General features: G+C 56.0%; 17 protein-coding genes. 3 read left to right on the forward strand and 14 right to left on the reverse strand.

From position 1 onward, the window contains the following. Window positions 1-11: 11 nt before the first annotated feature. The 3 genes from eno to FE795_RS11865 all read right to left on the reverse strand — a co-directional run bounded on the left by eno (window position 12) and on the right by FE795_RS11865 (window position 3,669). Entirely contained in the window at window positions 12-1,298 is a 1,287-nt protein-coding gene (gene eno / locus FE795_RS11855) for a phosphopyruvate hydratase (RefSeq protein ID WP_003800888.1), read from the reverse strand. A 353-nt stretch (window positions 1,299-1,651) separates the two neighbouring features. Further along, a complete protein-coding gene (locus FE795_RS11860; protein WP_003800890.1) occupies window positions 1,652-2,098 on the reverse strand; it encodes a MarR family winged helix-turn-helix transcriptional regulator in 447 nt (148 codons plus the stop codon). A gap of 2 nt (window positions 2,099-2,100) precedes the next feature. After that, the gene (locus tag FE795_RS11865) at window positions 2,101-3,669 is read right to left on the reverse strand and encodes an MDR family MFS transporter (RefSeq protein WP_131070724.1); all 1,569 of its coding nucleotides are present in this window, start codon (window positions 3,667-3,669) and stop codon (window positions 2,101-2,103) included. 159 nt (window positions 3,670-3,828) lie between these two features. Between FE795_RS11865 and FE795_RS11870 the strand changes: the two genes are divergently transcribed. Then, complete coding sequence (locus FE795_RS11870; protein WP_131070725.1) at window positions 3,829-4,554, forward strand: SDR family NAD(P)-dependent oxidoreductase; 726 nt, start codon at window positions 3,829-3,831, stop codon at window positions 4,552-4,554. A gap of 253 nt (window positions 4,555-4,807) precedes the next feature. Here FE795_RS11870 and FE795_RS11875 read toward each other — a convergent pair whose 3' ends face one another. The 7 genes from FE795_RS11875 to FE795_RS11905 form a co-directional block, all read right to left on the reverse strand. Beyond that, window positions 4,808-5,092 carry a DUF1330 domain-containing protein gene (locus FE795_RS11875; protein ID WP_059317988.1) on the reverse strand — a complete coding sequence of 95 codons (285 nt, stop codon included), beginning with the start codon at window positions 5,090-5,092 and terminating at the stop codon, window positions 4,808-4,810. 18 nt (window positions 5,093-5,110) lie between these two features. Then, window positions 5,111-5,962: a 3-deoxy-8-phosphooctulonate synthase gene (gene kdsA / locus FE795_RS11880; RefSeq protein WP_003800897.1), complete on the reverse strand. Its 852-nt coding sequence runs from the start codon at window positions 5,960-5,962 to the stop codon at window positions 5,111-5,113. Window positions 5,963-6,217: 255 nt separating this feature from the next. After that, a complete protein-coding gene (locus tag FE795_RS11885; protein ID WP_003800899.1) occupies window positions 6,218-7,864 on the reverse strand; it encodes a CTP synthase in 1,647 nt (548 codons plus the stop codon). A 148-nt stretch (window positions 7,865-8,012) separates the two neighbouring features. Continuing rightward, window positions 8,013-9,797, reverse strand: a complete 1,785-nt coding sequence (locus FE795_RS11890; RefSeq protein ID WP_219234946.1) for an aminopeptidase P family protein — start codon at window positions 9,795-9,797, stop codon at window positions 8,013-8,015. 93 nt (window positions 9,798-9,890) lie between these two features. After that, window positions 9,891-10,544 (reverse strand): CoA transferase subunit B, encoded by a 654-nt coding sequence (locus FE795_RS11895; RefSeq protein WP_059317990.1) that lies wholly within the window; start codon window positions 10,542-10,544, stop codon window positions 9,891-9,893. 19 nt (window positions 10,545-10,563) lie between these two features. After that, a complete protein-coding gene (locus FE795_RS11900; protein ID WP_059317991.1) occupies window positions 10,564-11,262 on the reverse strand; it encodes a CoA transferase subunit A in 699 nt (232 codons plus the stop codon). A 122-nt stretch (window positions 11,263-11,384) separates the two neighbouring features. Then, a complete protein-coding gene (locus FE795_RS11905) occupies window positions 11,385-11,807 on the reverse strand; it encodes an acyl-CoA thioesterase (protein WP_219234948.1) in 423 nt (140 codons plus the stop codon). Between the two features lie 181 nt (window positions 11,808-11,988). On the opposite strand from FE795_RS11905, the gene FE795_RS11910 reads away from it, so the two are divergent. After that, the gene (locus tag FE795_RS11910) at window positions 11,989-13,635 is read left to right on the forward strand and encodes an electron transfer flavoprotein-ubiquinone oxidoreductase (protein WP_165477519.1); all 1,647 of its coding nucleotides are present in this window, start codon (window positions 11,989-11,991) and stop codon (window positions 13,633-13,635) included. Between the two features lie 78 nt (window positions 13,636-13,713). Here FE795_RS11910 and FE795_RS11915 read toward each other — a convergent pair whose 3' ends face one another. From FE795_RS11915 to FE795_RS11925, 3 genes are all read right to left on the reverse strand, one after another. Then, a complete protein-coding gene (locus FE795_RS11915; protein ID WP_230406179.1) occupies window positions 13,714-14,610 on the reverse strand; it encodes a DMT family transporter in 897 nt (298 codons plus the stop codon). A 160-nt stretch (window positions 14,611-14,770) separates the two neighbouring features. After that, complete coding sequence (gene acs, locus FE795_RS11920) at window positions 14,771-16,756, reverse strand: acetate--CoA ligase (protein ID WP_003800913.1); 1,986 nt, start codon at window positions 16,754-16,756, stop codon at window positions 14,771-14,773. Between the two features lie 96 nt (window positions 16,757-16,852). After that, on the reverse strand, window positions 16,853-18,157 hold the full coding sequence (locus FE795_RS11925; protein ID WP_219234950.1) for an MFS transporter: 1,305 nt from the start codon (window positions 18,155-18,157) through the stop codon (window positions 16,853-16,855). Between the two features lie 344 nt (window positions 18,158-18,501). Between FE795_RS11925 and FE795_RS11930 the strand changes: the two genes are divergently transcribed. Then, entirely contained in the window at window positions 18,502-19,221 is a 720-nt protein-coding gene (locus tag FE795_RS11930) for a C40 family peptidase (protein WP_193353487.1), read from the forward strand. A 108-nt stretch (window positions 19,222-19,329) separates the two neighbouring features. Here the strand turns inward: FE795_RS11930 and FE795_RS11935 are convergent, their stop codons facing one another. After that, window positions 19,330-19,665 carry a DUF2325 domain-containing protein gene (locus FE795_RS11935; protein WP_131070728.1) on the reverse strand — a complete coding sequence of 112 codons (336 nt, stop codon included), beginning with the start codon at window positions 19,663-19,665 and terminating at the stop codon, window positions 19,330-19,332. Window positions 19,666-19,678 lie beyond the last annotated feature (13 nt).

The following is a 19,678-nucleotide window of genomic DNA, read 5'->3' on the forward strand; positions in this document are numbered from 1 at the left end:
CTCAAACAGAATTAGCGCAGATTATAGAACGCTTCGCGACCTGGGAAGGTAGCAACTTCTGCCAATTCTTCTTCAATACGCAACAACTGGTTGTACTTGGACATGCGATCGGAACGGGACAAGGAGCCTGTCTTGATCTGCATGGCGTTGGTTGCCACGGCGATGTCAGCAATAGTGGAGTCTTCGGTTTCGCCGGAACGGTGCGAAATAACAGCGGTATAACCGGCTCGCTTGGCCATCTCGATGGCGGCGAAAGTCTCGGTCAAGGTGCCGATCTGATTGATCTTGATAAGGATGGAGTTGCCAATACCCATCTCGATACCCTTTTTCAGGATCTTGGTATTGGTTACAAACAAATCATCACCCACCAACTGGATCTTGTCGCCCAGTTGCTGGCTCAGAATGCGCCAGCCATCCCAGTCGTCCTCGGCCATCCCGTCTTCGATGGAGATGATGGGGTACTTGTCGCACCAGTTAGCCAACAGATTGGCAAAGTCTTGCGAGCTTAGAGACACGCCGCCTTCGCCAGCCAGGTGGTATTTGCCGTCACGGTAAAACTCGGACGCTGCGCAGTCCAGAGCCAGTGCAATTTGCGTACCGGCTTCATAGCCTGCTTGTTCGATAGCACGCAGAATCAACTCGATAGCCGCTTCGTGGTTGGCCACGTTAGGAGCAAAACCACCCTCGTCGCCCACGGCGGTGGACATGCCTTGGTCGTGGATCAGGCCTTTGAGTGTATGGAACACTTCGGCACCCATACGCAAGGATTCGCGAAAGCTCTTGGCGCCCACGGGCATGATCATGAACTCTTGCAGGTCCAGGGTGTTGTTGGCGTGCGCACCACCGTTGATGACGTTCATCATCGGTACAGGCATGGCCATGGCACCACTGCCGCCAAAATAGCGGTACAGGGACAGGCCTGAGTCATCGGCAGCAGCACGAGCCACCGCCATACTGGCAGCCAGCATGGCGTTGGCGCCCAGGCGGCTCTTGTCTTCGGTGCCGTCCAGTTCGATCAGGGTGCGATCGATAAAGGTTTGTTCCTGCGCATCCAGACCCATCAACGCTTCGGAGATTTCTGTGTTCAGATTTTCGACAGCACGCAAGACGCCTTTACCCAGGTAACGGCTCTTGTCACCATCACGCAGCTCCAACGCTTCGCGAGCACCCGTGGATGCGCCAGACGGCACGGAGGCACGCCCCATTGCACCCGACTCGAGCAATACATCACACTCCACCGTTGGATTACCACGGGAGTCCAGAATCTCGCGGCCAATAATATCTACGATTGCACTCATGATTTTGACAGTCCTGCCTGAAGTAGCATTAAGCTAGATAAGTTAAACAATCCTGCTGCCGGGCCTACTGCGCCGGGCCAATCGGAAGATCGACTGGAAAAGGCGCCTGGCCTGGAAGTTGAAAAGATCAGCAAGCGCGACCGCTACCTTGCAATCTGCGCCCCCTGCCCTCCTGCTAAAACAGGATTGTACCTGCCCATGACACAGCCGTGCCATGTCTGGTTTCGAAAGCTGGAAAAAAGCCCGGATTCATACCGTGGCCCTTACGCAGCTGGAACCGGCACGTGTTTATTATCACCAGAAATTCCGAGACTAGGCGGCGTCTCTGTAAATACAAAAAGTACCGATGCGTCTCAAAGTAAATCTTTGTCGCCCGCTTTGAGCAAGGCGCTCTCCCAGTTGCTCAACAAGGTAATCAGCTGGTTCAAATCCTGATCGGAAAAGTCCTGCAGCATGGCTTCAACCAGGCGCCGCCGCCGGGGCAATGTGGCTTCCACCAGCTCACGCCCCGCCTGACTAAGGCGCACATTGGTGAGACGATTGTCCTGCTCATCGGTGAACCGTTCGATCAAACCCAGGGTTTCAATGCTTTTGAGCTGCCGGGTTACCGCGGCTGGATCAATGCGCAACAAGCGTACCAGTTGCTTTTGAGACAGGCAGCCATTTTCTTGATACAAGCCAATCAAAATACGCCAGCGGGGCAAGGGCATGCCCAATTGCTGGTCAAACGCGGCCATCAAACTGCGATACGTGCGCCCCAATTGTTGCGCCGCTTGAAGTTGCGGGAATTCGTTCATCATGCTCAAGACTGTTCTTGACGAGTAAATCGTATCGGTGGCACCTTACGTACCCAATAGAAACACCAGACGATCAGCAGCAAGGTCACCGCCATGCCCATATTGACGGCATGTGCCAGGGCATCGCGGGCCAAGCCCAGATACATCTGCCCCTGCTCCCCCGCCTGCTCCAGAAACTGCGTCTGTTCACTGACACTCATCAGTACCTGCGGGTCTTGCAAAGCATGAGCCACTGTTTCGGGCAAGGCGACCAACTGAGTGCGAATGGCCTCGCCGTACTGGTAATTGATCAGCGTTCCGATCACAGCGGTTCCCAACATGCCGCCCACCATGCGCATGGACTGTAGCATGGCCGTCGTTATCCCCAACATGGAGCGCTCGACAATTTCCTGCGCAAACACCGTCAGATTGGGCATGATGCAGCCCACTCCCGTACCGGCAAGCGTGGCATACAGCACGAAATGCCAATGCGGGTCGGTTTTCCTGTTAAACACCATACCCAGACACGCGATGGTGAGCAGTACCAGCCCCAGATACAACATCATGGCAGGGCGCCGCAAACGAGTAATTGTGCGGCCATTGATAATACTGCCTACCGTAATGAACACGACCAGCGGGGTAATCAAGAGGCCCGCAGTTTGCGGCCGCAACCCGTACCCGCCCTGCAACAATAAGGGGGCATAAAACAAAAGCCCGAACAAGATAAAGCCTAGGCCAGCCGATAACACCAGCAGAGACAATTGGGCGGGGCTACTAAACAACACCAAGGGCAGCAAAGGCTCAGCTACTCGACGCTCCCAGGCGACCAACAGCGAAAATGCGACCAGACTACATAGTCCCAGCAACACCATCAGGTAACTGCCCCCATAGAGCGGCAGCAATTCCACCAGCAACTGAATGCACGCCAAGCCGATCATCAGCAACACAGCCCCGAGCCAATCCAGACGGACCTTGTCCTGACGAAAATGCCGAATCTGCGGCAGGTAGCGATAAACGAAATACAGACTGAGCAAACCCACCGGTAAATTCACATAGAACACCGAGCGCCATCCATAGTATTGGGTCAGCACCCCGCCCAGAAACGGCCCAATGCCATTGGCAATACCAAACGAGGCGCTTAGCATGACCTGCCAACGCAAGCGCACCCGTGGGTCAGGAAACAGGTCCGGAACGCAGGCAAAGGCAGTGCCAACCAACATACCACCGGCCACGCCCTGCAACCCTCGGGCCAGCACCAGTTGCATCATGCTTTGCGCCATACCACAAAGCACAGAGGCCAGCGTAAACAGCACGATGGACACCAGCACAAACCGGCGGCGTCCATAAAAATCCCCCAGGCGCCCGAAAATCGGCACGGTGATCACGGACGTGAGCAAGTAGGCGGTCGCAACCCAGGCGTACAGCTCAAAGCCATGCAGCTCCGAGACAATAGTAGGCAAAGCCGTGCCCACGACGGTCTGATCAATGGCGACCAACATCACCACAAAGCACAGCCCCATCATCGCCAGAATGGATTCGGTGACCGACAAGACACGACCTGGGTTTTTTTGTTCTGTTTCCGATACCTTTGCCATTTTATTGACCAAACAATAATTGCCTAGTCAATGATTTTACGGGACAGTTAAAAACCTGACAAGCGAGCGCTGAATCTCAGTCGACCCAATCCAACTGGTTCACAATAACGATCTGGAAGAAAACCGACTCACCGCAGAATCTGCTTACAGGAAAAGTGCATGGACATCATGATTGTGGGCGCCAGTATGGGCCTGGGGCGCGCCTTGATGGATGGTCTGGCGCAAGACGGACATTCGATGCACGGCGTAGCCAGACGAGCTCCTGCTGCGGCAAGCAGCGCTTTACCCCCGGACGCCTTTTCCAAGCAGCATTGGATCAGCGCCGATCTCTCCCACGCCGACGCCGCGCCAGCGCTGGCCGCCGCCTGCCCCGATGCACTGGACGTACTGATCTATAACCTGGGTATCTGGGAAGACACGGCGTTCACCGAGCAATATGATTTCCTGTCGCAATCCGACCAGGCACTGCGTCGCCTGGTCGATGTCAACCTGACGGGTGCCTTATTGACCCTGCGCCACTTGCTGCCCTATCTGCTGCGCAGTAGCCAGCCTCGTTTGATTCTGACGGGCTCAACGTCGGGGCTGCGCCAAAGTGGTCGTCCCGAAGTAGCGTTCGGGGCCACAAAATTTGCCTTGAATGGCTTGGCAGACAGCCTGCGCGAAGGCTACCGCGATCAAGGGTTGGCGGTCACCTGCCTGCAACTGGGATACCTGAACACCACGGATGGACTGGACGTCCCCCTCCAGGCGGCAGCTCAACGAGACTTGGGTGAGACTATTCCCGTGCATGACGTGCTCACAATCGTGCGCAGCCTGCTGCAATTGTCCCCCGCCAGCTTTGTACGCGAACTGACGCTGCCCGCCCTGCGTGATTCCCGCTTTTAAGCTCCCGGCTTGATCTGTCTACGCTTCATAAGCCGCCCCCCATCGCCTCAGGGCAAGTTCAAGGCTCTCTCCCCGATCACAAAGATCTGTCCTTTGCTGGCTCCTACCTTGCCCCGCCCCCCTTTACACCCCAGAGCCAGGCAGCACCAACAGCCTCGCTCAGGCCTGGCAGGCGCTAAGTGCTCATCCAAAAAAAAAGAGAGTGTTTCCACACTCTCTTTTTCACGCGTTCCAGCAGAACATAAGCTGCTTTTTACAGCCCTTGCACCACGTACATGGTCATTTTGGCAGCACCTTCACGGGCTTTGCGGGCGCGACGGTATTCCTCGGAATCATGGAACGCCTGGGCCTGTTCCAGAGTATCAAACTCCATCACCACAGTACGCACAGGCGCATTCCCTTCCAGGGCAATCGTTTCACCACCCCGCACCAGAACTTTCACGTTGTGGGTTTTCATGGCAATGCTGGAAAATTCCTGGTATTGCTTGTACTGCTCGGGGTTGCTGACTTCAACATTAGCAATCAAATATGCGGACATAGTGTCTCCCAACTACCTTTAATAGCCGTGCTGCAAGGCACCGCTGTTTTTAACAATCGAATCAATCTGTTGCAGTGTCCGCAACAAGTCTGCCATCTGTGATAACGGAACAGCATTCGGGCCATCGGACAGGGCCTTGTCGGGATTAGGGTGGGTTTCCATGAAAACGCCCGACACCCCGGCAGCCACCGCAGCACGTGCCAATACCGGAACAAATTCGCGCTGACCACCCGACGAGGTCCCCTGCCCGCCCGGCAATTGCACCGAGTGAGTGGCATCAAATACGACAGGGCACTCGGTGGCACGCATAATCGCCAAGGAGCGCATGTCCGATACCAGATTGTTATAGCCAAACGAGGCGCCACGTTCACAGACCATGATGGTGGAGCCATCTCCGCCCATTTCCAGTGCAGCCGCACGCGCCTTTTCCACTACCTGCACCATATCCTGAGGGGCCAGGAACTGGCCTTTCTTGATGTTGACGGGTTTCAGCGTCGCGGCGCAGGCTTGGATAAAGTCCGTCTGACGACACAAAAATGCCGGTGTTTGCAGCACATCCACCACGGCGGCCACATCGTCGACCTGATCTTTATCGTGCACATCCGTCAGGACAGGCACCTTGTAGTGGGAACGCACATCGGCCAGAATCTGCAAGCCTTCCGCCATGCCGGGGCCGCGATAGGACTTGCCTGAACTGCGGTTGGCTTTGTCAAACGAGCTCTTGTAGATAAAGGGAATACCCAGAGCCGCGGTGATCTCAACCAATTGCCCCGCTGTGTCGAACGCCATCTGGCGCGACTCAATAACACAAGGGCCAGCGATCAGGAAAAAGGGCCGATCCAGGCCGACGTCGTAACCGCATAAATCCATAATAGACCTCGTTTCAGTATTGCTGCATTCTCCCACATTCCTGAAAGCCTGGACACCGCAGCGCAGCAGGACTGTCAGCCCAATCGTTTGGAGATTTCGATCAGTTTCTAATCCGGGTCGCACCCGTGGACGGCGCAAAGCCGCCCTGTTGCGCCGGCATGCTGAGCCGGCCCGGCCTACCAACCGCCCGTTTCGTCCTCTCATACGGAATGAAAAAGCCCGCATAACGCGGGCCTTTTCAATCATAACAAACGATCAAGCCGACTTTTTCTGGTGTTCCAGGGCCGCTTTGATATAGCTGGTAAACAGCGGGTGTCCATCACGCGGAGTCGACGTGAACTCCGGATGGAATTGCACCCCCATAAACCAGGGGTGGTTAGGCAATTCCATGATTTCCGGCAGGTTCTCGGTAGGCGTACGCGCCGAGATCACCATACCCACCTCTTCCAGACGCGGTACGTACAAGGTGTTGACCTCGTAACGGTGACGGTGACGCTCGTTTACCTCAGGCCCATAAATGGCTTCAGCACGCGAACCGGGTTTGACCGGGCAACGTTGTGCACCCTTGCGCATGGTACCGCCCAGATCGGAAGAGCCATCACGATGCTCGATCTTGCCATCGCGATCTGCCCACTCGGTAATCAAGGCCACCACAGGATGCACCGCCGAGGGATCAAACTCGGTGGAGTTCGCGCCCACCAGATTGCCCACATTGCGCGCAAACTCGACCACAGCCAATTGCATGCCCAGGCAGATACCCAGGAAAGGCACGCCGTTTTCGCGAGCGTATTGAATCGCGCGGATCTTGCCTTCGGTACCGCGTTTGCCAAAACCGCCTGGCACCAGAATGGCGTCCAGACCTTTCAGGCAATCGGTGCCTTCGTTCTCGATGACTTCCGAATCCAGATACTCGATCTGGATGCGGGTGCGGGTATGAATACCGGCATGAACCAGGGCTTCACTGAGCGACTTGTAGGACTCGGTCAGGTCCACGTACTTGCCGACCATACCGATGCGCACTTCATGCTCGGGATTTTCCAGGGCCTGCACCAAACGGTCCCACATCGACAGATCTGCCGGTGGTGGCGACAAGGCCAGTGCATCACACACCAGGCTGTCCAGACCTTGCTTGTGCAGCATGGCCGGAATCTTGTAGATGGAATCCGCATCCCACACCGAGATCACGGCATCCATGGGTACGTTGGAAAACAGCGAAATCTTGGCCAGCTCGTCATCAGGAATGACACGGTCGGCACGGCACAGCAAGGCGTGCGGGTGAATGCCGATTTCGCGCAGTTTTTGCACGGAGTGCTGGGTTGGCTTGGTTTTCAGTTCACCGGCCGAGGCAATGAACGGCACCAGTGTCAGATGAACAAACGCGGTGTTGTTGCGGCCCAGACGCAGATTCATCTGGCGGGCTGCTTCCAGGAAAGGCTGGGATTCAATATCACCCACTGTGCCGCCAATCTCGACGATGGCAACATCGGCCTCGCCATTGTAGGCAGCCTTGGCGCCACGAATGATGAAGTCCTGGATTTCGTTGGTGATGTGCGGGATAACCTGCACGGTCTTGCCCAGATAGTCCCCGCGACGCTCTTTGCGCAGCACGGATTCATAAATCTGGCCCGTGGTGAAGTTGTTGACCTTGCGCATGCGAGCGGAAATGAAGCGCTCGTAGTGGCCCAGGTCCAGGTCGGTTTCCGCACCATCCTCAGTAACAAACACTTCACCGTGCTGGAAGGGGCTCATGGTGCCCGGGTCTACGTTGATGTAGGGGTCCAGCTTGAGCATGGTCACGCGCAGACCGCGAGACTCCAGGATGGCAGCCAGGGATGCGGCCGCAATACCTTTGCCCAGGGAGGACACAACGCCTCCCGTTACGAATACATATTTGGTGGTCATTATAAAAGGCGCCTGAGGTCAAATCAGGCGATAGCGGGAAATTTGGATTATAACGGCAAGCGCCCATGCTTGGCGACCAGGCGAGTGGCTTTTCACAGCGGAAATACCACTAGCCTGTGCAACTATTGACAAGCGCAGACGATGACGATCAGATCGCCTGCGTTCTTTGTTCGAGCCACTGGCGTGCCTCACCCTGCACACGCGGCAAGAGACGTTCACGCACCTGCTGATGATATTCATTGAGCCAGTTACGCTCGGCAGCCGTCAGGAGTGCAGCATCTATACAACGCGTATCAATGGGGCACAAGGTCAGGGTTTCAAAACGCAGAAACTGGCCATACTCCGTGCGCATGGCAGGCACTGCCGCCACCAGGTTCTCAATACGAATGCCCCACTGGCCGGGGCGGTACAGGCCCGGCTCGTTAGAGGTAATCATGCCAGCGCGCATGGCCGAATGCGGCCCGATGCGACCACGCCAGGAAATGGACTGCGGGCCTTCATGCACATTCATGAAGTATCCCACGCCGTGACCGGTGCCATGACCAAAGTCCAGGCCCTGCTCCCACAAAGGCTGACGGGCCAGCACATCAATTTGCTGACCGGCAATGCCTTCGGGAAACACCAGCATGGATAAAGACACCATGCCTTTTAGAACCAGCGTGAAGTCCCGAATCTGCTCTGCTGAGACAGTCCCTACCGGCACAACACGAGTAATGTCGGTGGTACCACCCAGATACTGCCCACCCGAGTCGATCAACAACAAGCCATTTCCATCAATGCGGGCATGGGACTGCTGGGTAGCCTGATAGTGCGGCATGGCACCGTTGGCGTTAAAAGCCGCAATCGTGCCAAAACTGGGGCTGACAAACCCTTCCTGGCGGGCTCGGGCGGCACAGAGATGCGCATCCACATCCAGCTCGTTCACCTCACTTTGTTGCTCAAACCAAGCAAAGAACTCACACAGGGCAGCCCCATCTTTTTCCATGGTCTGGCGCACCTGAGCCAGTTCAGCATCGGTCTTGCAGGACTTGAGCAATTGAGCCGGGTTGATATATTCGATCACGTGCAAATGCGCCGCCAATTGGGCGGCCCAGGCCGTGGTTCGAGCCATATCCAGCAATAGGGGCATGGATGCCGGCAAGGCGCGCAAGAAGGAGGACAGCTCGGTGTAGTTTTGAACCTGCACACCATCTGCCGCCAACGCTTCCTGTAGGCCTGCCGTCAGCTTGTTGCTATCCACAAAAAGAAAAGCCTGGTCCGGGCCGATCAGCAAGTACGACAGGAATACCGGGTTATAGGACACATCGCTGCCGCGCAAATTCAAAGTCCAGGCAATATCGTCCAGCGCACTGAGCAAGTGCCAATGGGCGCCCTGCTCCTGCATGGCAGCCCGGGTGCGAGTCAGATTTTCCTGGCGAGTGCGACACGCAAAAGGCGGCTGATGCTCTACCACCTGCCCACACGGCGCGGCGGGCCGGTCAGTCCAGATCGGGCTGAGCAGATCGGCTTGCAGCACCCACTCGAACTCCTGCGCTTGAGTGGTTTTCTGCCAGGCAAGAAGGCTTTGAGCCGATACCGACTGACTGTCCAGGGCTACTCGCGAACGGGCAGGCAAATGATCGGCCAGCCAGTTGGCTGGCTCAGGCACGCCCGCTTCCCCTGCACGCTGCAGCTCGATGCCACTGCCGTGCAGCTCCTTGGCGGCCTGCTCCCAGTAACGGCTGTCGGTCCATAAACCGGCCCAGTCGGCTGTCACGACCAGCAAGCCGGCCGAACCAACAAAACCACTGAGCCACTGACGGCTTTTCCACCGATCGGGCAGGTATTCAGACAAATGGGGATCAGATGTCGGCCAGATGCTTGCCTGTACGGACTGAAATTGCATTTGTTCGCGCAGCGCCTGCAGGCGTGCGACCACGGGGGTAAGGGCCATACCAACTTCCTTTACATAAACAGCGTTCACGCACCGAACGAGCATAAAAAAAGCTTCGACTCGCGCCGAAGCTTTTCTAGCCAGAGTGAGCGCTCAGGCCAAAGCGCTGACGTCCAGCGGGACGCCTGTCTTGGACTGAATGTACTCAAGGCTGACTTCTGGTGCCAACTCAAGCAACTTTAAACCATTTTCCGTCACTTCCATCACTCCCAGATCAGTAATGATGAGGTCGACCACCCCAACACCGGTCAGGGGCAAGGTGCAGGCGGGCAAAATCTTCAGATCTTCGGTGCCATCTTTTTTAGTGGCCACGTGTTCCATCAGAACCACCACACGGCCCACTCCGGCTACCAGGTCCATGGCGCCGCCCATACCCTTGATCATTTTTCCAGGGATCATCCAGTTAGCCAGATCGCCTTTTTCCGACACCTGCATCGCGCCCAGAATCGCAATATTGATCTTGCCGCCACGAATCATCGCAAACGAATCTGCCGAGGAAAAAATGGACGAACCGGGCAGGGTTGTAATGGTTTGTTTGCCGGCGTTGATTAGGTCAGCGTCAATCTTGTCTTCGGTCGGGAATGGGCCAATGCCCAGCAAACCGTTTTCCGACTGCAACCAGACCTCAATACCTTCAGGCACATGATTGGCAACCAGCGTGGGCAAGCCAATGCCCAGGTTGACGTAAAAGCCGTCCTGAAGCTCCAGGGCAGCACGGGCCGCCATTTGATCTCTATTCCAAGCCATTATTATCTTGCCTCACTCATCAGGAAGAACGAACGGTACGCTGTTCAATGCGCTTTTCAGGATGGGCATTGAGCACGATGCGGTGTACATAAATGCCGGGCAAATGCACATCATCCGGGTCCAGGCTGCCGGTCTCGACGATTTCCTCGACCTCGACAATGGTGATTTTTCCCGCCATTGCCACGTTCGGGTTGAAGTTGCGCGCGGTCTTGCGAAACACCAGGTTGCCGCTGCGGTCCGCCTTGTAGGCTTTGACCAGCGACACATCAGGTACCAGCGCCTCTTCCATCACGTATTGCTGACCATTGAACTCGCGGATTTCCTTACCCTCTGCCACCACGGTACCCACCCCGGTCGCCGTGAAAAAAGCGGGAATCCCCGCCCCGCCGGCACGCAGCTTCTCAGCCAGGGTGCCCTGAGGGGTGAACTCCAGCTCGAGCTCACCGGCCAAGTATTGGCGCTCGAACTCTTTGTTCTCGCCCACATAGGAGGAAATCATCTTGCGGATCTGACGCGTTTCCAGCAACTGCCCCAGACCAAAGCCATCCACCCCGGCATTATTGCTAATGCAGGTCAGATCTTTGACTCCACTATCGCGCAGCGCAGCAATCAGCGCTTCGGGAATTCCGCACAGGCCGAACCCACCTACCGCAACTGTCTGTCCGTCGGCAACGACTCCCTGCAACGCCTCCTTGGCGCTTGGATAGACTTTATTCAATTGACTCTCCAATAACTCTTTAATTGGCCTAAACAGCAAACTTTGTCCAATAATGCCGCGGTGCACCCTACCGGGCTATCAGGCATTCTACGACTTGACTATGCTTTCCGTATACGTAAAGCTTAACCCTGAAAAACTGAATGTATCTGTTCGCGCTCTTTTTCGGTCCACGGTTGTGAACCGCCCTGGGGGTTGATGGACACCAGCACACATCGTCCGCGGGCGTACATGACATCGGCTTGATCTGCATCCCCGACAATGACTTCCAACTCAATGCTGCTACCACCGACCTTGATCAGTTTATGCTCGATGCGCACCGTGGCCGGATACAGGACCGAGCGCAGGAAGTCCAGACTGGCATGCGCCAGGACCCCGGTACGTGGCGACGGTGGCACCATGCCCAGCTTCATCATCAACTGAACACGGGCTTCCTCAATGTAGCGAAAATAGACCGTATTATTAACATGATTCATGGCATCCAGATCCCCCCAGCGCACGGCAATATCAAAGGTGGCTCCTGCACCAGAATCAACGACGTGTGTCATTACATGCTCTCCTTGCTGATAGTTACTGATGAACCCAACGCTGCCAATGACCGTTCCTGGCCGCTGAACTCAAAACGGAATTGCTCAGACTACAATACAATCGACCGTACGCACAGTACACGACCTTCACCCGCCAACAATCAAGAACAAAGCGCTAAGCCGTAATAGGAGATCAGCAGCAATGTCTGAACGTGAATCGATGGAATACGACGTCATTATCGTCGGTGCTGGCCCTGCAGGCCTGGCCACCGCGATACGTCTGAAACAGCTCGCCCAAGAAAAAGAACAAGAGATCAGCGTCTGTGTGCTGGAAAAAGGCGCGGAAGTGGGAGCCCATATTTTGTCAGGCGCCGTCATGGATACGCGTGCCCTGGACGAGCTGCTGCCCGACTGGAAAGCGCAAGGCGCCCCCATTTCGGTAGAAGTCACCGAGGACAAGTTTCTTTTCCTGACCGAGAAAGGCGCTCGTTCCACTCCCATGTGGTTGCTGCCTGACTGCTTTAAAAATCACGGTAACTACATCGTTCGCCTGGGCAATGTCGTCCAATGGATGGGAGAACAGGCTGAGGCCCTGGGTGTGGATATTTTCCCCGGATTCGCTGCCGCCCATATCCTGTACGACGACAAAGGCGCGGTACGGGGAGTGCTGACAGGTGATATGGGGGTGGCCCGCGATGGGACACATACTCCCCACTATCAACCCGGCATGGAACTACTGGCCTCCTACACCATTTTTGCAGAAGGCTCACGCGGTCATCTTGGCCGTGAACTGACGGAACGATTCAAACTGAACGAATCCCGCAATGCTCAGAGCTACGGCATCGGCATTAAAGAATTGTGGGAAGTGGACCCGTCCCAGTCCCAGCCTGGTCTGGTTATTCATACGGCTGGCTGGCCTCTGGATTCGGACACCTACGGCGGCTCCTTCCTCTATCACCTGGATAACAATCTGGTGATGGTCGGCATGGTCGTGGGCCTGGACTACGCCAACCCCTGGCTGTCGCCCTTTGAGGAATTTCAGCGCTACAAGACGCACCCTGCGCTGCGCGCCACCTTTGAAGGCGGCAAGCGGATTGCGTATGGTGCTCGTTCTCTGACCGCTGGCGGCTTGCTGGCGCTTCCCAAGCTCAGTTTCCCCGGTGGTGTACTGGTCGGTTGCGATGCAGGCTTTCTCAATGCTTCGCGCATCAAGGGTAGTCATGCCGCGATCAAGTCCGGCTCCCTGGCCGCTGAGGCCGCTTTCGACGCCTTGCAGGCTGGCCGCAAGCAAGACGAACTGTCGCAATACGCCGAGAAGTTCAAGCAGTCCTGGTTGCATGAAGAGCTGAACAAGGCTCGCAATTTCAAGCAATGGTTCAAGAAGGGTCGGTCAATCGCCTCCGTGATGACCTTTGTGGAACAGGGCCTGCTCAAGGGCAAAATGCCCTGGACACTGCGCAACAACAAGCCTGACCACGCCTGTTTGCAGCCTGCGGCCGAATGCGCCCGCATCGACTACCCCAAGCCCGATGGCAAGATTACCTTTGATCGCCTCAGCTCCGTGTTTATCTCCAACACTAACCACGAGGAAGATGAACCGGTCCACCTGACGCTGAAAGACCCCAGCGTCCCCGTTGCGATCAATCTGGCGCGCTATGGCGGTCCCGAAGCACGCTTTTGTCCAGCGGGCGTTTACGAATTCATCAAGACTGAAACCGGCGACGACAAGTTGCAAATCAACGCACAGAACTGTGTCCATTGCAAAACCTGTGACATCAAAGATCCGACCCAGAATATTGTGTGGGTGCCACCGCAAGGCGGCGAAGGTCCGGTCTACAACGGCATGTAAAAACAATCCTGGCCTTGGCGGGAACTCCAAGGCCAGCCGTGTTGATGCTGAAAAAAGCCACCCCAACGGGTGGTTTTTTTATGTTCTTTTGGACCTGCGCGAGCGGCTGGGCCAGTTCACCACAAACAGCCCCAATAGAATCAGACCTGTCCCCATCAATTCCAACAGTGTGGGCAATTCGTCCAGCAACAGCCAGGCCAGCAAGACAGTCAGTGCAGGCACCCCCAGACTGGACATTCCGGCCACAGTCGCGCTGACGCGACTGACTACCGCCATCCACAGCAGCCACCCTACCCCGGTTGCGATCACGCCCAGATACAGTACGCCGCTGAACATCTGCCACTCCGTCACTACGGAACGCTGGGGAATCAGGAAGCTCAAGGGCAAAACAATCACAATCCCCAGCAGGCACTGCCAGACGGTGGCATTGAGCAGTTCGACTCGATGGCGCTCAAAGAGCTGCTTGGAAAAAACCGCCCCCAAGGCCCAGCTCACGCCACTCAAGGTTGCAAGAACAGAACCGGGTAGGCCGCCCATTCCTTCCCAAGGTGCGATCAGGAGCATCAAGCCCAGAGTCGCGGGCACCATCCCCATTACATGACGCATCTGGGGACGCTGTCCCAGCATGGGCCAGGACAACAACAGAATCCAGATTGGCATGGTGTAGGCCAGAGCCACCATCTTGCCCGCCCCACCCGCCTGCAAGGAAAACTGGCTTAGCAACTGAAAGCCGGTAGTCTGAAAAACAGCCACGCCCAGACTCAGTTTCCATGGCGTAGGCCGTAAATGCCCTCCTTTAAGACGCAGTACCAGCCATAAAAAGACAAATGCCACGGCATAGCGTGCCGCAATCAGATCCACTGGCCCAATGTAGGCGGTCATCGCCTTCATCACAACCCAGCTCATGCCCCAGGTCAGTACCACCAAACCCATCAGCGCCAAAGCGCCTCTGTCTGTCTGCTGTTCCCCGCTCAAGCCTTACCCCTTTTTTGCATTCTTGGACCAATATTTTTGGCCCCAGCATAATGCTAGGCCAATTCCGGACCATTCAGTCTTTCAAGAGCCACATTGTCCAGGGGAATAAAAAAACCCTGGTTCTGCGAGAAAACCAGGGTCAAACAGGAACGGGGAAAAATTAATGCGCTTCGGACAACTGATCCAAGATGGCAGGATTTTCCAGGGTGGACACATCCTGGGTAATCGGCTCGTTATTAGCGACGAAACGCAGCAAACGACGCATGATCTTGCCCGAGCGTGTCTTGGGCAGGTTTTCACCAAAACGGATTTCCCGCGGCTTGGCAATAGGACCGATTTCCTTGCCTACCCAATTGCGCAACTCGGCAGCAATCTTGTCTGCCTCCGCCCCCGCTGGCAGATCGCCATTGAGCACCACAAACGCCACAATCGCTTCACCCGTTGTCGGGTCAGGCTTGCCAACAACCGCTGCTTCTGCCACAAGAGGGTGGGCAACCAACGCCGACTCCACTTCCATCGTGCCCAAACGGTGCCCGGAGACGTTCAGCACGTCGTCGATTCGACCCATGACCCAGAAGTAGCCATCGGTGTCACGCTGCGCACCATCACCGGCCAGGTAATAGCCTTTCAACTCAGGGGGGAAGTAACTTTTCACGAAACGGTCCGGATCACCCCAGATCGTGCGAATCATGTTGGGCCACGGTTTGCGAATGACCAGAAAACCGCCATTGCCACGCTCGGCTTCTTCGCCCACCTCGTCCACAATCGCCACGTCCATGCCGGGAAACGGCAGGCCGCACGAGCCGGGTTTCAACGGTGTAGCACCAGGGAGCGGCGTGATTACATGGCCACCGGTTTCTGTCTGCCACCAGGTATCCACAATCGGACAACGTTCACGACCCACATTCTTAAAATACCACATCCAGGCTTCGGGATTGATGGGCTCCCCTACCGAACCAATGATGCGCAAGGTATCCAGATTGTATTGTTTGGGATGAATGGCCTCGTCTGCTTCCGCGGCCTTGGTCAAGGAACGAATGGCTGTCGGCGCCGTGTAGAACACGGTCACACCGTGGCGCTCAATCATATTCCAGAAGCGGCCTGCATCCGGATAAGTTGGCACGCCTTCAAACACAACCTGAGTAAGCCCGGCGGCCAAGGGGCCATAGGTAATAAAGGTGTGACCGGTCACCCAGCCAATATCGGCCGTACACCAGAACACATCACTGTCCTTGGCGTCGAATGTCCACTGCACACTGAGGATGGCCCCCAACAAATAACCTGCGGAAGAATGCTGCACCCCCTTGGGTTTACCGGTAGAGCCAGAGGTATAGAGAACGAACAAAGGGTGCTCGGCATTGACGGAAACCGCCGGGCAGTCCGCGCTTTGGCCCTTGACGACCTCTTCCCACCACAGGTCACGACCTTCATGCCAGGCAACCGGGCCACCTGTGCGCTTGTAGACGATCACATGACGCACCGCCTGGCAATCACCTGCACTGAGGGCTTCATCTACCGCGTTTTTCAAGGGAATGGCACGACCGCCACGGCGCTGCTCGTCCGCCGTGATAACCAGCGTAGCGCCCACGTCCACGGCACGCTCGTGCAGACTTTTGGCGGAAAATCCGCCGAACACCACCGAGTGCGTAATCCCCAAACGAGCACATGCCTGCATGGCCACAATGGCTTGTACCGACATGGGCATATAAATCAGGGCGCGTTCGCCCGTTTTGTAACCCAGAGCCTTCAAACCATTGGCAAACTGACAAACCTGCTCATAAAGCTCGCGAAACGTGACCTTGGTAACTTCGCCGCCATCGGCTTCAAAGATAAGCGCAGTCTTGTGCTCGGTAGGGGTACCCAGATGCTTGTCCAGACAGTTGGCCGAGACATTCAGTTCACCATCGTGGAACCACTTATAGAACGGAGGCTTGCTATCGTCCAGAACCTGTGTGAAAGGTTTGGTCCAGACCAGGCGATCACGGGCCAGATCCGCCCAGTAGCCGGGATAATCCTGCTCGGCCTTCTGGCAAAGCTCCTCGTAGGCCGCCATGCCAGCGATGCGAGCATCGCGTTCCAGATTCGGGAACACAGGAAACACCCGGCTTTCCGACAGGACGGATTCAATAGACGTGGGACCGCTCATAGTTTGGCTCCTTTATTTTCCAGATTTGGTGTTTTTCTTGGGCCGCGCATGGCTAGCCCAGCTTAATTTTATATAAACGTAACGCGCCTTACTTACTCAATCCTGACAAGCCAGATCGGCCTGATTCTTGGCCAAAATGCCTCGTTGAAAATTCAAACGCGACAAGATAAACAGTCCGCTTAAAAAGAACAGACCGGTGCAGGCCAGCGCAAGTCGATGGTTGCCGCCGCTCAGCCAGGTCACCAGACCGTAGGACAGCGGCCCGCATACCGCTGCCAGCTGGATGGCAAAGGTCCACAAGGCAAAAAATTCGGCCAGCCGGCTCTTGGGCGCCAACAAACCCACCATTGCCCTGCCCGCACTCTGACTGCTGCCAATGCACAGCCCCGCCACGGCCGCGGCCGCCCAGAAACCGGCCAGGGAACTCGTGCTAACGGCAATGGCCACCATAATCAGCCAGGCGCACAGCGTCAGCGCCAGGGCGCGTCGATGACCTACCCGGTCCTGAATATGCCCAAACAGCAAGGCGCCCACTGCCGCCGCAATATTGACCGTGAAAATCAGGGTCATGGTTTGAGCCATGGTAAAACCCATGGCTTCCGTAGCGTAAACAGCCGAGAGCGTGATGATGACGGCGATGCCGGCCTGATACGCAGCCCCACAAAGCAACAAGGTGCGAAAATCGGGAAAATGATGATGTATGTCCCGAGCCGATTCCGCCAGACGGGACAGCATGCCCTGCGGTCTGGCTCCGCTGGGCGCAGTACGTTCATGCAGAAACAGAAAAGATGGCAGGGCGGACAGGGCAAACAAGCCGGCCGTAATCAAGGCGATCCCCGGCACATAATCCTGAGCGGTCCAACCCTGTGAGGTGGCCCACGTCAGAAAAGCCAAAGAAAGCCCCAGGGCCAACATGCCGCCAAAGTAGCCGAATCCCCAGCCCCAGCCCGACACGCGACCCAGCGCTTCAGGCCTGGCGATTTCGGGCAGGAAGGCCCCAATGACCGACTCGCCAATACAATAGCAATAGTTGGACAGTGCAATGAAAACCAGAGCCCAGACGATGTCACCGGGCCCTGCCCAATACAACATCAGCGTAGCCAGAACACACCCTATCGTGCTGCTGAACAAAAGCCGTCGCTTGCCCTGACGTGCGTCGGCTTTGGCTCCCAGGCCAGGCATGGTGAACATGATGCTCAGATACGAGATGGACAAGGCCGCTGTCCAGGCCAGCGTGGCCCAGCTGCGTCCTTGGGCCACGACACCCACAAAGTAGGCGCTATAGACACTGGTCAGGATGACGGTGGTGTAGCCAGAGTTTGCAAAGTCGTACATGGCCCACGCCCACAACTCGCGCAATCGCACACCATCATTCAGGGCTTTCCCTAGGGTCTGTCCCATAACTCGCATCATTCAATCCTATAAATACAAAAACGTCGCCCTACTTCCCGCAACTTGCAGCCAACTTCAAAAAAGAGCACTGGACTCATGCACAGCACCGGAAAATCCCGCTAAGACGCAGTTTGCAACAGTATGATTCAATCGCAAAATACCCTCCTACAACGCTTTACGGTGTAATTTTCCTCCGGTACACTGCCTGACAACCTAACGTACAGCACCCTCGGCAAGGTATGTGCTTTTAGCCATACTTACAGCCCTGATACCCATCAATTGCTGCTAATTTCAGCAAAAATAGGCATCAAGGTTGTGCTGCTGCCCACCAAGTCCTTAAAAAAGCCCTGGTCATGCCGCCACATTACCTGAATCCACACGCACTTTTGCATATTACTTATCGCAGCGCCAAATATCTTTTGCTCGCCGGTGCCCTGGCTCTGACAGGATGCGCCACCACGGGTACCCAGCAGTCCAGTCAAAACAGTGATCGTGCAGAACTGGATCACGGTTATTACGCCGATTACGAATTCCAGACCGAGTCCGATCCGCTGGGCACTTATCTGGCCAATCGAGCCCGTAACGACATCAATATTGCTTACAGCAGCGATCGCCGCCAAGGGCGCGCCGAAAGCCGCAACCAGCAGAATTCCTCTTCCACGCATGGTCTCGCCAACGCCGCACTCGATTTTCTGGGTGTGAAGTACAGTTTTGGCGGCGATGCTCCCAACACCGGCTTTGATTGCAGCGGACTGGTCTCCTATGTAGCCGAAAAGTCCCTGGGCCTGAAATTGCCCCGTCAGTCTAAAGACATTGCCAAGGAAGGGATTTCAGTCAATCGCAACGAGCTGCGTAAAGGCGACTTGGTCTTTTTCAATACCCGAGGCGCTCGCTTCTCTCATGTTGGAATTTACCTGGGTGACGACAAGTTTGTTCATGCTCCACGCACCGGAGCGGTCGTGCGGGTTGAAAACATGCAGGTGAGTTACTGGAAAAAACGCTACAACGGTGCACGCCGCCTGGCTGCTGCCGATACACAGCAATCCGAGACGCGGCTGCGCAGCGTTCGATAAAACGGCCCTGTCAATCGGCCCTCAGCACAAAAAAAGCCACTGTTATCAAACAGTGGCTTTTTAGTCTTTACCGATTCCTTCTTTGCCCCAGTCAGTCATGCGGCCACTCTAGTGCCTTTTGGACTTGCCCAGCGGACAAGCCTCACAATAGCCGCACTGAGTCAGCGCCTGCTTCATACTGCATACCGAGCGTCGGCAGGCGACGACCCGGATACCTGATTTCAAGGCCGCTGCGCGGAACGTTTTCATGACGTTATGCCCCAGAAAATCAGTCAGAAGAATCAATAGATCGGTTCCCGAGGGCAACTGCAAGGTCTTTTTCTGATGAGCCGGATCACGCCCGCTAATATGGTGTTTGATGGAAATATTGTGGATCTTGAGCAGATCGGGAATATTGCCCAGACGGTCCGCTCCAACCACGACTGCGCTGACGTATTGAGACACAGAAAACTCCATT

The organism is Alcaligenes ammonioxydans (assembly GCF_019343455.1).
Lineage (GTDB): Bacteria > Pseudomonadota > Gammaproteobacteria > Burkholderiales > Burkholderiaceae_B > Alcaligenes > Alcaligenes ammonioxydans.

Bases quoted from the DNA above. Each gene is read 5' to 3' on its own strand.
- FE795_RS11930 (WP_193353487.1), top strand. From the start codon at position 18,502: ATGCCGCCACATTACCTGAATCCACACGCACTTTTGCATATTACTTAT.
- kdsA (WP_003800897.1), bottom strand. From the start codon at position 5,962: ATGGATTTATGCGGTTACGACGTCGGCCTGGATCGGCCCTTTTTCCTG.
- FE795_RS11860 (WP_003800890.1), bottom strand. From the start codon at position 2,098: ATGATGAACGAATTCCCGCAACTTCAAGCGGCGCAACAATTGGGGCGC.
- FE795_RS11925 (WP_219234950.1), bottom strand. From the start codon at position 18,157: ATGGGACAGACCCTAGGGAAAGCCCTGAATGATGGTGTGCGATTGCGC.
- FE795_RS11890 (WP_219234946.1), bottom strand. From the start codon at position 9,797: ATGGCCCTTACCCCCGTGGTCGCACGCCTGCAGGCGCTGCGCGAACAA.
- FE795_RS11870 (WP_131070725.1), top strand. From the start codon at position 3,829: ATGGACATCATGATTGTGGGCGCCAGTATGGGCCTGGGGCGCGCCTTG.
- FE795_RS11865 (WP_131070724.1), bottom strand. From the start codon at position 3,669: ATGGCAAAGGTATCGGAAACAGAACAAAAAAACCCAGGTCGTGTCTTG.
- FE795_RS11910 (WP_165477519.1), top strand. From the start codon at position 11,989: ATGTCTGAACGTGAATCGATGGAATACGACGTCATTATCGTCGGTGCT.
- FE795_RS11875 (WP_059317988.1), bottom strand. From the start codon at position 5,092: ATGTCCGCATATTTGATTGCTAATGTTGAAGTCAGCAACCCCGAGCAG.
- FE795_RS11895 (WP_059317990.1), bottom strand. From the start codon at position 10,544: ATGGCTTGGAATAGAGATCAAATGGCGGCCCGTGCTGCCCTGGAGCTT.
- FE795_RS11885 (WP_003800899.1), bottom strand. From the start codon at position 7,864: ATGACCACCAAATATGTATTCGTAACGGGAGGCGTTGTGTCCTCCCTG.
- acs (WP_003800913.1), bottom strand. From the start codon at position 16,756: ATGAGCGGTCCCACGTCTATTGAATCCGTCCTGTCGGAAAGCCGGGTG.
- eno (WP_003800888.1), bottom strand. From the start codon at position 1,298: ATGAGTGCAATCGTAGATATTATTGGCCGCGAGATTCTGGACTCCCGT.
- FE795_RS11905 (WP_219234948.1), bottom strand. From the start codon at position 11,807: ATGACACACGTCGTTGATTCTGGTGCAGGAGCCACCTTTGATATTGCC.